This is a genomic window from Rhizobium sp. Leaf341 (assembly GCF_001424325.1).
Lineage (GTDB): Bacteria > Pseudomonadota > Alphaproteobacteria > Rhizobiales > Rhizobiaceae > Ferranicluibacter.
Genome location: NZ_LMPE01000012.1, coordinates 1 through 12,444 on the forward strand (window position 1 = coordinate 1; position 12,444 = coordinate 12,444).

Annotated in this window: 11 protein-coding genes and 2 pseudogenes; 12 read left to right on the forward strand and 1 reads right to left on the reverse strand. The window is 58.7% G+C overall.

Annotated features, from left to right (window positions below; genetic code table 11):
• Nucleotides 1-287: 287 nt before the first annotated feature.
• The 8 genes and pseudogenes from parA to ASG03_RS21055 all read left to right on the forward strand — a co-directional run.
• Nucleotides 288-770: pseudogene (parA, locus tag ASG03_RS13000) on the forward strand (ParA family partition ATPase); the annotation flags it as partial.
• A 113-nt stretch (nucleotides 771-883) separates the two neighbouring features.
• Nucleotides 884-1,099: a 2Fe-2S iron-sulfur cluster-binding protein gene (locus ASG03_RS21050; protein WP_244475250.1), complete on the forward strand. Its 216-nt coding sequence runs from the start codon at nucleotides 884-886 to the stop codon at nucleotides 1,097-1,099.
• A complete protein-coding gene (locus tag ASG03_RS22130; protein ID WP_274533654.1) occupies nucleotides 1,056-1,997 on the forward strand; it encodes a xanthine dehydrogenase family protein molybdopterin-binding subunit in 942 nt (313 codons plus the stop codon). The genes ASG03_RS21050 and ASG03_RS22130 overlap by 44 nt, the downstream gene beginning before the upstream one ends.
• A gap of 5 nt (nucleotides 1,998-2,002) precedes the next feature.
• Nucleotides 2,003-3,148: a xanthine dehydrogenase family protein molybdopterin-binding subunit gene (locus tag ASG03_RS22135; RefSeq protein WP_274533655.1), complete on the forward strand. Its 1,146-nt coding sequence runs from the start codon at nucleotides 2,003-2,005 to the stop codon at nucleotides 3,146-3,148.
• Nucleotides 3,149-4,208: 1,060 nt separating this feature from the next.
• Nucleotides 4,209-5,672 carry a DUF4153 domain-containing protein gene (locus tag ASG03_RS13010; protein ID WP_082475737.1) on the forward strand — a complete coding sequence of 488 codons (1,464 nt, stop codon included), beginning with the start codon at nucleotides 4,209-4,211 and terminating at the stop codon, nucleotides 5,670-5,672.
• Nucleotides 5,673-5,683: 11 nt separating this feature from the next.
• The gene (locus tag ASG03_RS13015) at nucleotides 5,684-6,394 is read left to right on the forward strand and encodes a response regulator transcription factor (protein ID WP_062693884.1); all 711 of its coding nucleotides are present in this window, start codon (nucleotides 5,684-5,686) and stop codon (nucleotides 6,392-6,394) included.
• Entirely contained in the window at nucleotides 6,394-7,413 is a 1,020-nt protein-coding gene (locus ASG03_RS13020) for a HAMP domain-containing sensor histidine kinase (RefSeq protein WP_062694037.1), read from the forward strand. Before ASG03_RS13015 ends, ASG03_RS13020 begins: the two co-directional genes overlap by 1 nt.
• A 48-nt stretch (nucleotides 7,414-7,461) precedes the next feature.
• Nucleotides 7,462-7,608: pseudogene (locus ASG03_RS21055) on the forward strand (HipA domain-containing protein); the annotation flags it as partial.
• A 259-nt stretch (nucleotides 7,609-7,867) separates the two neighbouring features.
• Here ASG03_RS21055 and ASG03_RS13025 read toward each other — a convergent pair.
• Nucleotides 7,868-8,257, reverse strand: a complete 390-nt coding sequence (locus tag ASG03_RS13025) for a RidA family protein (RefSeq protein ID WP_062693885.1) — start codon at nucleotides 8,255-8,257, stop codon at nucleotides 7,868-7,870.
• Nucleotides 8,258-8,388: 131 nt separating this feature from the next.
• Between ASG03_RS13025 and ASG03_RS13030 the strand changes: the two genes are divergently transcribed.
• The 4 genes from ASG03_RS13030 to ASG03_RS13045 all read left to right on the forward strand — a co-directional run bounded on the left by ASG03_RS13030 (nucleotide 8,389) and on the right by ASG03_RS13045 (nucleotide 12,435).
• A complete protein-coding gene (locus ASG03_RS13030; RefSeq protein ID WP_244475251.1) occupies nucleotides 8,389-9,000 on the forward strand; it encodes a TetR/AcrR family transcriptional regulator in 612 nt (203 codons plus the stop codon).
• Between the two features lie 84 nt (nucleotides 9,001-9,084).
• Nucleotides 9,085-10,503, forward strand: coding sequence for an MFS transporter (locus ASG03_RS13035; RefSeq protein WP_443216615.1), 1,419 nt, complete (start codon nucleotides 9,085-9,087; stop codon nucleotides 10,501-10,503).
• A gap of 128 nt (nucleotides 10,504-10,631) precedes the next feature.
• Nucleotides 10,632-11,387 carry an SDR family oxidoreductase gene (locus ASG03_RS13040; RefSeq protein WP_062693887.1) on the forward strand — a complete coding sequence of 252 codons (756 nt, stop codon included), beginning with the start codon at nucleotides 10,632-10,634 and terminating at the stop codon, nucleotides 11,385-11,387.
• 64 nt (nucleotides 11,388-11,451) lie between these two features.
• Nucleotides 11,452-12,435 (forward strand): aldo/keto reductase, encoded by a 984-nt coding sequence (locus ASG03_RS13045; RefSeq protein ID WP_062693888.1) that lies wholly within the window; start codon nucleotides 11,452-11,454, stop codon nucleotides 12,433-12,435.
• The last annotated feature ends 9 nt before the right edge of the window (nucleotides 12,436-12,444 follow it).

Here is a 12,444-nt window from a genome sequence, read left to right on the forward strand (position 1 = left end):
CCCCCGGGCCAAAAGGTCCGGGGGTTTTTGCGTTCCAATGCCTTGGCGTGCACGCGTGGTCGTCTCGTCATGCTATCCGCTGTTTCCGGCGTCTAAGCCAAGTTTAGGCAGAATTCAACTTATCGCGGCTATTCAAACTTCCCGAGGCAGCTCTGGCCACGAAGCACGCGCCATCGGCTCACAGCGCGCCGGTGATCCCAGTACGTCATTTCGTACAGACGGCTTTACGGCTGCTGATGTCGGCAAGTCTTTTCCCGTCTTCCGCTCGACGATCAGGCGGGTGAGCCATGATCGTCGCGTTGCTCAATCAAAAAGGCCGTGTCGGCAAGACGACGCTGGCGCTGAACCTTGCTGGCGAATGGGTACGGCAGGGCAAGCGTGTCTTGTTTATTGATCGACGCCGACCCGCAAGGGTCTGCGCTTGACTGGTCGCACCAGCGCGCCCGTGAGGGTCTGTCGCGTCTGTTCGGTCTCGTCGACCTGGCGCGTGACACACTGCATCGGGAAGCCCCCCGAGCTTGCCCGCGACTCCGACATAATCGTGATCGACAGACCACCACGTGTCGCAGCCTGATGCGCTCGGCCTTGCTCGCACCCGACTTGGTGCTGATCCCGCTACAGCCGTCGCCGCTCGATGCTGGGCCTCGGGCGAGATGCTAGCCCTCGTCACCGAGGCGCGCATCTACCGGCCTGACCTCACCGCCTGCTTCGTGCTCAACCGCTGCGGGGCACGCACCGTGCTCGCGCGGGAGACGGCCGAGACGCTGGCACGGAGGCTGACATGGCAAAGCCGAAACGCAGCCTGCCTGCGGCCGGTCGCGCTTCTCGAGGATTGCGAGATCGTCATGATCGAAGATCTGGTTCTCGAAGGGACCTGACGCCGTTGCGAGAAGCGTTCGAAGATCACGACGTCGTCCAGTGTGGCATGTGCTTTCCCGGCGTGGTGATGAGCCTGACGGAGTTCCTGGACCGCCGGCCGGCGGCAAGCCGGGAGGAGATGAAGGAAGCCCTTGTCGGTAATATTCGGCGTTGCACCGGCTATGCACGCATCATCAATGCCGCACTGTCGCTGCGGCCGGCTCTGGAGGCTGTGGAATGAACACATTTGTAGATCCGACCAAGGCGGTCATGAATCTTGCACGCCGGGACACGCGCGACAAGCCGCGCGGGCGCAGACGGTATACGGTGGATCATGTCACCCCGGCACGCTCCATGCCTGCCTGTTGCAGGCGGAGGTTGCTTCGGCCCGGATCGTCACGCTAGATACGTCCATTGCGCGGAAAATGCCGTACGTTCGGGCGATCGCGAGCGCGGATGATGCGCCGGGGATGCACGGCATCGGTATCGCCGATCATCCCCTCTTTGCTAGGGACGTCATCCGGTATGATGGCGAGCCGATCGCCGCAGTCGCCGCCGGAACCCTGGAACAGGCGAAAGCCGCCGCGGCGGCCATCATCCTGGAACTGGAGCTGGAAGGGGCAGCAAGAGGGGGAAATGTCGCTTGGGAAGCCAAGGTTGTCGGTGGTGATACGGATGCGGCTTTCGCGCGGCCCGATGTCGAGATCATCGACAGCTGCTTCCGGGTCGGACGGCAGAACCGTGTTCCCTTCGAGCCGCGTGCGGTCGTCGCCTCGTTCGAGGACGGCCGGTTCCATATACAAACCTCGACACAGGTGCCCTGGACCGTCCGTCATGCCACGGCCAAGGTTCTCGGCGTCCCCGACTCTCAGGTGCGCGTAACCGTGCCGCCCGTCGGCGGCGCCTTCGGGCTGAAGTTCGATTGCTCCCTGGAACCTTTTGCCGCCATTCTTGCGCGAGCGACCGGACACAGGGTCGCACTTGTCAACTCGCGGCGCGAGGAAATGCTGACCTGTCTGTGTCGGGAGAACGCGAAGATCCGGATCCGTTCGGCTGCGACAAAGGCCGGCGAGATCGTCGGCCGGGAAGCGACCGTCTTGATGGATTGCGGTGCCTATGGCGGCCAGCAGGTCTCCTGACGACCATGATCGCGCATACGCTTGGTGGAAACTACAGGCTCGGTTCGGTTCGACCTTCAAGTCGCGCCGCCTACACCAATACGGCGCCCAATGGCGCATTCCGGGCCTGGAACGGGGTCTACAACACCTTTGCGCTGGGACGCCATACGGACGAGATCTGCCAAGCCATCGGCATGGACCCGCTTGAATTCCGCAGGAACAACGTCATCGGCGCCACCGGGCAGGTGTTCGAAGGTAACGTGCTCGGTCCCATGCTCGACCGCATGAAGCAACTCAAGCAGACATCGCCGGAAAAACATTCGCTTGCCGGCAACCGGCTCTACGGCCGCGCAACCACTGTCGGCACCTGGTTCATCTTCGTCGGTCCTTCGGCCGCAACAGTCAATCTGAAGACCGACGGCAGCGCCAAGCTGGTGACCTCCGGTGTCGAGATCGGCTCGGGAACGATGATGCAGTCGCTGCCCCAGATCGCGGCGTCCAGCCTCGGCATTGATCCGAGCGACGTCATCGTCAAGGCGGCCGACACGGATGCTTCCGGCTTCGATCTAGGCGTCGGCGGCCGGACCACGGTGTCGATCGGCGCGGCCAGCATGGCGGCCTGTAAAGAGGTGCGCGAAAAGATCCTCACCGTCGCCAGCGAGATGCTACAGACCAAGGCTGAACGGCTTGCCCGGGCCGATGGCCGAGTGGAGATCATCGGGGTTCCCGGCTCGGGTACGACGATTTCAGCCGTGGCGGAAGGGGCGCAGGAGCTGTTTGGCGCCGTCGCCGGAAGCGGGGCGTTCACAAAGCCCGGCGTGCCGGCAATGGCCGGCTGCGCGATGGGGCATTTCATCGATGCCATCGATATTCCCGTCTTCGCGGTCCATGAATGTCAGGTGGCGGTGGATTCAAATACGGGTCACGTGGAGATCCTGGATTACCGTGTGGTTCAGGATGTCGGGCGGGCACTCAATCCGCGTGCCATTCGCGGCCAGATTCAAGGGGGCGTTGTCCAGGGACTGGGATATGCCCTTCATGAAGAAATGTTGCTAGATGATGTCGGGCGTATCCGGCAGTCGGGCTTCGAGACCTACCGGCTTCCTCTGGCGCAGGACGTCGTGCCCGTGCAGATCGATCTTTACGAGGGCGGGCCGTCATCGGCCCGCTAGGTACCAAGGGTGCCGGAGAAGTGCCGATCCTCAATGTCGGCGCCGTCGTCGCCTGGGCGGTCGCCAACGCCATCGGCAAGCCCGTGCATAACTACCTCTGACGCCACCGCGCGTGCTCAAGCTCATCCTGGAAGACAGCCAGCATCTGGACTTCAGCCATATCTCGCGGAATCGGGAAGACAACACCGTTCGTTGATTGGTTCAGCATGGCAAGGCCGTAAAAGATCTATACCCCAAGTTGGGCGAGGCTTGGCGCAGCTTACAACTCGATCTGGATTTCAAGAACGCATCGGTTTTCTGGCTAAGAGAAATTAGCGCTTCGATTCCTTGTAGGCGGGGAAAGGCCGATCGGCTTCATAAAGCCTTGAGGAGCATAAGGCCCTCAAAACTTAAGCGATCGATTATAAAAGCAAGTGTTCCGACAAAAGATAGGGCTGATCCGCGAGGTTCAATACGCGTTTTATGACCCATCTCCGACCTCTGCTTCGCACAACCGAAACGCGTTGAAGGCTTCGGTGGCTATCGCCGGCGCCAGCGATGAATCGCTCGTAGCGAAAGAGGTTTGCGGTTCATCCGCATGAGCCAATCCAGAGCCAGCGTCGATAAATTTTTCCGTTCAGAGCACATATCCTTCTCAATCGAGCACTTAAACCTGCGGCATCGTCGTCGCCTTTTTGCTAAAGACGATCGCCACCTGCCGCTGAAAAACACGGCCGAGCACCAAGTCCGCCAGGTTGGGCTACCGCCATAGAGCTCGAATGAATTCCTGACTATCTCCTCATCGCCTGCACAGTTTCTGCAAACGCAGGCCCCATGCTCTCGTCATGAGCAAAATCAAGACATCACCCGATATCAGACCCTGCAACCTTCCACCACGCCTTCTCAAGGATGGTTGGTGGCTGATTGAGCCTGCGACGATCACATCTAGGCAGCTTAAAGAGGACCGGTCTCTGGCGAGGGAACGGGTATCAAGAGCGAGGATCAGCCATTGAGTATTTGCCAGGTATCGCCAACAAACATCAAGGTAAGAGCTCACAAAGGACGCATTACCGCAGTTTTCATGTTGGTCGCCCTTTCAGATTATCTTGCCTATGGCCGGGAGCCGGGATTCAATCTCTTCGTTCTTGCTGCAGGCTTAACTGTCGCCGTTCTGGCCTTATCCCGAAGGCAACTGACACTGACAAGCAAGCTTTTACTTCTCAGCCTTTCCGTCCTTGGGAGCTTGCCGCTGTTAGAAACCGTCACGACGCTCGGGATTGCAATCGCAACATGCACCGTCATGTCTACAGCGCTAGCATGCTCGGGGATGATTCCGCGAAGCTGGAGCCGAATGTCTGTGGTTCTGATCAGGTTCGCCTTTGCACTGCCGTTACCCATCGTTGAAGCCTGCTGGCGCCAATTCCTGTCGCCGCGGCATGATTCATCGATGCTGGCCATAGGACGGGCGATTGCTCTCTGGATGTTGCCACTCACATTGGCATCCGTGTTTCTGGTGCTTTTCTCCATTGCCAATCCGCTGATTGAGCAGACGATCCGAGATATCGATGTCACGCTCGTGCTGCAGCTTTTCGATCTTTGGCGAATCGGTTTCTGGCTGGTCGTCGCCACCTGCGTATGGGCCATGCTCCGGCCGAAACTTGCGCGCCGTATATCAAGGCGGGGCCCGCGTAGCGAGTGTGCGATCCGTGTTGCAAACCCGCTGTTGGGTCACGGCTTCCTGCTGCGGTCTCTCATTCTATTCAACGCGCTTTTTGCAGTGCAATCATCCCTTGATATCATCTATCTCTGGAGCGGCGCGAACCTGCCTGATGGCCTCACTCATGCTGAATATGCCCACCGTGGCGCGTACCCGCTCATCGCGACCGCACTACTGGCGGCGGCCTTCATGCTGGTGACCATGAAGCGTGGTGGCCCCGGTGACAGCAGCTTTCTCATTCGTGGACTCGTGTTCGCCTGGATTGCTCAGAACATCCTTCTCTGCCTGTCATCGCTGCTGCGGCTGGACCTCTATGTCGGAGCCTATTCGCTGACCGAAATGCGGGTTGCAGCCGGCATCTGGATGGGTATGGTCGCCGTCGGACTGTTTCTGATCCTGCTGCGTTTCATCCTGCGCCTCAGCAACGAATGGCTCATCGCTGCTAACATGGCAGTGCTCGTCTGCGTGTTGTATGTCTGTGCCCTTGTCGACCTTCCCGGGGTTATCGCGCGCTTCAATGTTCTTCACAGCTATGAAGTCAGCGGAGAAGGCATCATGCTGGATTTCGACTATATCGCCTCCCTGGGAACATCCTCCATTCCGGCCGTCGATCTCTACATCGCAAGGCTCGCACCCGCAGATACAGCTTATAGCGGCCCTATGCTGTTTCGGGCACAACAGGTCAGACAGTCCCTTGTTGGCGAATTCGAGAGATTGCCCAAGGATTGGCGCAGCTGGACATTCCGTGGAGCGAGACTCGAAGCTTATCTTCAATCAACCGTTGCAACATCGCGAGAGAACAGGGAAAACGGCAACAGACAGTTCTAGCAGGGCAGGCAATGGCATATCGTATTCTCGTCGTTGATGACGAACCCCATATTCGCGATGTGTTGTGCTTCGCACTGGAGCGGGAGGGCATGACGACATCGACGGCGCGGAACGGGAATGAAGCGATGATGGCTTTCCGCCGCGACAATGTCGATCTCGTCGTTCTCGATATCGGCATGCCCGACATGGATGGTCTGGAGGTTTGCCGACAGATCCGTAAAACTTCGACTTTGCCTATCCTGTTCCTGTCTGCCAGGGACGAGGAGATTGATCGTATACTGGGCTTCGAGCTGGGTGGCGACGACTATGTCACCAAGCCGTTCAGCCCGCGTGAACTGGTTGCCCGTGTCAAGGCAATCCTGAAACGCGGTGGTCCATCCGCTGCAACGTCGGCAGAGGACGACAGCGAACGCCTGACCATGGGAGACTTAACGCTTGAGCGCGGGTCCCGTAGTGTCGTGTTTGCGGGTAAGCCATTCAGTTTGACGGCCCTGGAGTTCGCTATTTTCGAAACTCTTCTGTCGAGGCCGAATAGAGTTTTCCAACGCGAACAACTGATGGAAGCCGCCTATGGTCCCAACACCTATGTCGCTGATCGTACCATCGACAGCCACATCCGCAACATTCGGGCCAAACTCTCTGAGGTGGGAGGACATGGACTGATCGTAACTGTCCATGGCATGGGCTTCAAGCTTGCCCGCCCCGAAGGCGGCGGCCGATGATGGAGGCACCCAAGGTCAAGATGAAGTGGCGGCCGGGGTTGGCCCTGGTCATTTACACTGTGCTTCTAGCGGTGATGGCGCTTCCTGTGGCTGTCATCGCCTGGTTTCGGGCGGTCGAGGCAACATCTGGCAAAATGGAGCCTGCAGAGATCACCGCGCTGATTGTCGCATTGGCCTTCACCGTTGTCGTCGCCTATGTGCTGACGCGAACGATCACCACGCCGATCAATGCCCTGATCGCACGGACGGAGGCGATTGCACGCGGAGGAAAGGCGGAGATCCAGCCATTGGATCGCTATGGAACCCAGGAGATCGCAACCCTGTCGCAGAGTTTCCTCGATCTTGCCGGCAAGCTGGTGGACCGGACCGATTATGTTCGTTCGTTCGCGATGTACGTCTCGCACGAGTTGAAATCTCCGTTGACGGCGATCCGCGGCGCCGCCGAGCTGTTACGCGATGATGATGCCGATTACCCGATGTCGTTTCCACAAAGGCAGCGTTTTCTGGACAACATCATCGCGGATGCAAAGCGGTTGGACATTCTGCTTTCAAGGCTGCGCGAGCTCTCCAACGCCGAACTGCCGAACGTCAGGGGCCAGGCAAACCTGGAGGCGGTGCTGCCAAGGCTGCGAGAGCAGTTTCCGACATTGCGGATCACGGCGGCCGGACTGGCATCTAGCTCGTTCGGACTGCCAGCGGAGACCGCAACCATCGTTCTTTCCAATCTCGCCGAAAATGCCGGACAGCATGGGGCCACGGAACTGAATATCGCGGTCGCCGTCAGCGAGCAGCAGGTCGCGCTGATCGTGCGGGACAACGGGCGTGGCATTGCGCCATCCAATTGGGATAGAATTTTTCAGCCGTTTTTCTCAACACGCAGAGAGATGGGTGGAACGGGCATGGGTCTCGGGATCGTCCGCGCCATGCTCGGAGCCTATGGTGGCACGATTGAACTGATCGATTCCGAGGCTGGCGCAGCGTTCGCTCTCGAGCTCCCAAAGCTTTCCGAGACAGGTTAAGCAATCTGCTCTGTGATCCCTCTTGCAAGCAATCGTTGTTCCGGGTTGGGTGCCGCCTATCATGATATCGCCGTGGCCCTTGGGGTCGCCGTTTCATCAGCGGCAGCCCTCAAGTTCGTCCGACGACTGGCTTTGGCTGTCCAGACAGGCAATGGCGACATGCACCTCAAAAATTGGTCGCTGATTTATCATGGGGCGGCCTCTGCCTGAGCGAGCTCTTCTACCCGATAGAGTGTTGGAACGGATTGATGCCGATATTAAGCCGATCTCGTAGATCCTCGGCACGTGCGCGGATTAGGAAATGTTGTTTTTGCCTAACTCGTCAGCAGTTTCATAACCCATCAATCCCGACTGGGTGCTGGTTCGAATCCGTTCGAGAGCCGGGCCCCGTACGCGGTAACGCCCCCGAGCAAAGCGGCGTTGCCCGCGCGTCGATCGGTGTGAACCCAAACCGCTATCGCTTCACCGCGACGCATTTCACCTCTGCTAGCAAGCCAGGATGCGCGAGTTCGGCGACGCCGATGCAGGTCCATGCGTAGGTTCCTTTGGGAAAGACTTCGTTCTTCGCCGTCCGGAAGATCTCCATGTGCTTCGACATCTCCACATGATAGCTCGTCATCTCCACCACGTCGTCGAAGGTGCAGTTCGCGGCCTCGAGGACGATGCGGAGGTTCTCCCACATGGCCCTGAACTGGTCTCGCGGGTCCTCAATCACCTGCAAGTCCTTCGTGCGGCCAACTTGCCCGACGACGTAGATCGTATCACCAACCTGAATCGCCGGGGCATATCCTGCGCGGGCGACGATTTCGCGCATTTCCTCCGGAATAATGACTTCGCGATCCATAATGCTGCACCATTTCCTGAAAAAGAGAAGCGGCCCCATTCGAAGAGGGCATCGCCACGACATCACGGACATCTACCTAGCGTCAGGAAACAGCCCTTGCAATAGGAACTGAATGGTTCCATATTGTCGTCATGGTAAAAAGCACCCAGACCTCTCCGTCCGCCGGCCGTCCTCGTGAATTCGAACTTGATGATGCAGTTCGCAAGGCGATAAATGTCTTCTGGAAGCATGGGTATCACGACGCGTCTTTGCCCGATCTGCTCGAAGGAATGGAGCTATCGAGAGGTAGTTTCTACAAAGCTTTCGTGGATAAGCGCGGCCTGTATCTCCGCGCGCTTGATGTCTATATCGAAGACGCCATTCGCAAGCTTGGCGAAATCCTGCATTCCAACCCGTCGCCCAAAGCTGCAATCAAGCAAGCCTTCTCGCGGCAGGTCGAAGAGTCTTCCGGCAAGGAGGGGCTGCGTGGGTGCTTCGTCGTGTTATCGGCTGTCGAGATGCTCCCTGCGGACGAAGAGGTTTCTGCTCGAATCACACAACTCTTCCGGCGACTGCAGGATCTCTACGCGGCTGCCATCATAAGAGCCCAGGCCCTGGGTGAGATTGATCCGTTGCTGGACGAGCGAACTCTGGCGAGGTTCCTCGTGTGTCAGATCCAAGGAATGAGAGTTCTCGGGAAAACAGGAGCGGATCGCGACGACACCAAGGCGATGGTCGACTTCGCGCTGAAGCCGCTTCACTGACTCTAATTAGGAACCATTCAGTTCCGAATGAACGCATTCTGCAAACTCGCTTGAGCGGTTTCGAGTCTCGAAATGGAGAGAACGTTGACACCATCCCATGACGGGAAAGACGGCCTCGATCCACGCAGGTGGACGGCATTGGCCATCTTGCTGACCGGGGCTTTTCTGCCCCCGCTGGATTTCTTCATCGTCAACGTGGCGCTGCCCTCGATCCGGGAGGACTTCCAGGCGTCCGCCTCGACGATGCAGCTGATCATCTCAGGCTATGCAACGACCTACGCAGTGATGCTGATCACGGGTGGCAGGCTTGGCGACCTTTATGGTCGACGGAACATCTTTCTGGCTGGAATGGTGGCGTTTGCTGCCGCCTCTGCCTTGTGCGGCTTTGCCTGGTCCCCCTCGGTACTTGTCAGCGGTCGTATCCTTCAAGGGTTTGCGGCAGCCATCATGGCGCCGCAGGCTTTGGCATCCATCAATGCGATTTTTCCCGACCACGAGAAGTCGAGAGCACTCAGCTTTTATGCCCTGACATTTGGGGTGGCATCGATGGTCGGCCTCTTTCTCGGTGGCGCGCTGATTGCCCTGAATGTCTTCGGCCTCGGATGGAGAACCATTTTCCTCATCAACCTTCCCGTAATCGCGATCGCCGCGCCGGCCGCGCTGGCAATGTTGCGCGAGACCCGATCGCAGCACGCGACGAAGCTGGATCTGGGTGGGGCGACGCTGATCGCCGTTGCGTTGTTTGCGCTGATCTCGCCGCTCATTGAGGGCCGTGAACGCGGGTGGCCGATCTGGTCGGTCTTGGTACTATCGGCTTCCCTGCCACTTCTTCTGCTCTTCTGGCGATATGAGCGGACAGTGGCGGCAGCAGGAGGCGATCCTATCGTCGAACCTCGACTGCTTCAGGTTCCCGGATTGAAGCGCGGGCTTCTCTCAGCCCTGTTCTTCTATGCCTTTGCGGCTTTCTGGCTGACATTCTCGGTCTACCAACAAGGCGGCCTGGGCCGCACGCCTTTCGAGGCCGGAGTTGCAATCCTTCCTGCCGCCCTCGGGTTCGTTTTGGGGCCGTTTGCAAGCGGGAGCATCTTTCGCGTCTTCGGCAGGTATTCCGCAGCCGCAGGCATGACCCTGGAAGCGGCTGGATTGTTCGGGACCGCCGCGCTGATCTCCTTCGGGGCGCCAGAGTTCCTCTTCGTTGCCCTGTTCCTTATTGGCGCCGGTCAGGGAATTGCACTCCCAAATCTCGTGAAGACTGTCGTTCAGCGGGTTGACCCGGCTCAGTCGGGTTTGGCCTCCGGCCTGGTCAATTCGATGCTCCAGATAGGCGGCGCTTTAGCAACAGCGCTTATCGGCGGATTGTTTTTTTCAATCCTCGGTTCAGCATCCGATGAGCGATCGATCGGCCATGCCTACAGTGTCGCAGCCGTCGCTATTGGTCTCTGCCTTCTCGTTGCAGGTTGGCTGTCTGCTGGCGTTCCATCGAACAACGAAGCCCGCCGATAAATGCCAACGTTGAGAAATCTAGCCATCGACGCATCCGTTGACGGTGTGACCACGCCTCACCTCGTTCGGCTACCCGCGGACAATCCCTTTCTCTCCCGATCCAATTGCAACATTTTGAGGTAAATCCCATGTTCAACGCTCCCACTCCTCCGCTTGCGGGAAAGCGAGCGCTCGTGACGGGCGCGGCACGCGGTATCGGTGCGGCCATCGCGTTGAAACTGGCCGAAGATGGCGCCGACGTCGCCATCACCTACGAGAGGTCGGCGGAAAAGGCCGAAGCCATCGTCGCCGAGATCGGAGTGATGGGCTGCAAGGCCATTGCCATTCAAGCGGATGCCGCGAGCGCTGACGCTGCTCGAGCTGCGGTCGAGCGGACTGTTGCTGATCTCGACGGCCTCGACATCCTTGTCAACAATGCCGGCGTCCTGTTTGCGGGGGATTTCTCCTCACAGCCACTGGACGAGATCGATCTTCAATTGAACGTCAATGTGCGTGGCGTCTTCTTAATCACACAGGCAGCGCTGAAGCACATTCCTAATGGAGGCCGCATCATCAGTACCGGCAGCAATGCAGGCTTGGCTGTCCCTTTCGCAGGAATTGCGGTCTATGCGTCGACCAAGTCCGCTCTGGAAAGTTTTACACGTGGACTAGCGCGCGAACTGGGTCCGCGGGAAATCACCGTCAATCTGGTCCGGCCTGGCCCGATCGACACCGATATGAACCCTGCCGATGGCGCGCTAGCACCTGCGATCTTGCCGAGCCTGTCGATTGCCCGATACGGTCGGACCCGAGAGGTCGCAGAGGCCGTTGCATTCCTTGCGGGGCCAGGCGGTGGCTACATCACCGGCTCGGGCATTCTCGTCGATGGCGGCATAAGCGCTTGAACAAGCATCAAGGCGGGACCTGCGACTGGCACGTCGAGTTCTCGCCGCAAAACTGGAGATAGACATGGAATATACGCGCCTTGGACATACCGGCCTGGAGGTTTCCCAACTCTGCCTCGGGTGCATGAGCTACGGCGAGCCGGATCGCGGCGGCCACCTCTGGACGCTAACGGAAGAACAAAGCCGCCCCTTTATCCGCAAAGCCATCGAACTGGGAATCAACTTCTTCGATACTGCAAACGTCTACTCGGATGGAACGAGCGAAGACATCCTCGGCCGCGCTATCAGGGATTACTCAAAGAGAGACGACGTCGTCATCGCCACGAAGGTCAATGGTCGGATGAAACCAGGACCAAATGGCGCCGGCCTGTCCCGCAAAGCCATTCTTTCGGAGATCGATGCCAGCCTGAGGCGGTTGGGGACGGACTATGTTGACCTCTACCAGATCCACCGCTTCGACCATAATACGCCGATCGAGGAAACGCTGGAGGCTTTGCATGACGTCGTCAAGGCAGGCAAAGCCCGTTACATCGGTGCGTCGTCCATGTACGCATGGCAGTTCTCGAAAATGCTCGCTGTCTCGGAGGCAAGCGGATGGTCACGGTTCGTCTCCATGCAGAACCACCTGAACCTGCTGTATCGCGAAGAAGAAAGGGAGATGCTTCCGCTTTGCAAGGCAGAGGGTATTGGCGTTATCCCGTGGAGCCCCCTCGCGCGCGGCCGTTTAACCCGCGACTGGGACGCGCAAAGTGATCGCTCCGAAACCGACGAGATCGGAAAAGGCCTTTATACTGCGATGACCGCGGAGGCCGATAGGCGCGTCGTAGAGGCAGTGGCAAAGATCGCGAAGGAGAGAGGGGTTCCCAGAGCGCAGATCGCACTCGCTTGGGTTCATGCGAAACCCGAGATCACGGCACCCATCGTCGGCGCGACCAAATTGCATCATTTGGACGATGCTGTCGCTGCGCTGACCATCGGCCTCACGGATGCTGAAATCAGAGATCTGGAAAGCAGTTACATACCTCACTCTGTCGTTGGGTTCTCCTGACGATAGGGG

Coding starts and splice junctions, on each gene's coding strand:
- ASG03_RS22135 (WP_274533655.1), top strand. CDS start 2,003: ATGATCGCGCATACGCTTGGTGGAAACTACAGGCTCGGTTCGGTTCGA.
- ASG03_RS13040 (WP_062693887.1), top strand. CDS start 10,632: ATGTTCAACGCTCCCACTCCTCCGCTTGCGGGAAAGCGAGCGCTCGTG.
- ASG03_RS13015 (WP_062693884.1), top strand. CDS start 5,684: ATGGCATATCGTATTCTCGTCGTTGATGACGAACCCCATATTCGCGAT.
- ASG03_RS13020 (WP_062694037.1), top strand. CDS start 6,394: ATGGAGGCACCCAAGGTCAAGATGAAGTGGCGGCCGGGGTTGGCCCTG.
- ASG03_RS22130 (WP_274533654.1), top strand. CDS start 1,056: ATGCCGCACTGTCGCTGCGGCCGGCTCTGGAGGCTGTGGAATGAACAC.
- ASG03_RS13045 (WP_062693888.1), top strand. CDS start 11,452: ATGGAATATACGCGCCTTGGACATACCGGCCTGGAGGTTTCCCAACTC.
- ASG03_RS13025 (WP_062693885.1), bottom strand. CDS start 8,257: ATGGATCGCGAAGTCATTATTCCGGAGGAAATGCGCGAAATCGTCGCC.
- ASG03_RS13010 (WP_082475737.1), top strand. CDS start 4,209: ATGTTGGTCGCCCTTTCAGATTATCTTGCCTATGGCCGGGAGCCGGGA.
- ASG03_RS13030 (WP_244475251.1), top strand. CDS start 8,389: ATGGTAAAAAGCACCCAGACCTCTCCGTCCGCCGGCCGTCCTCGTGAA.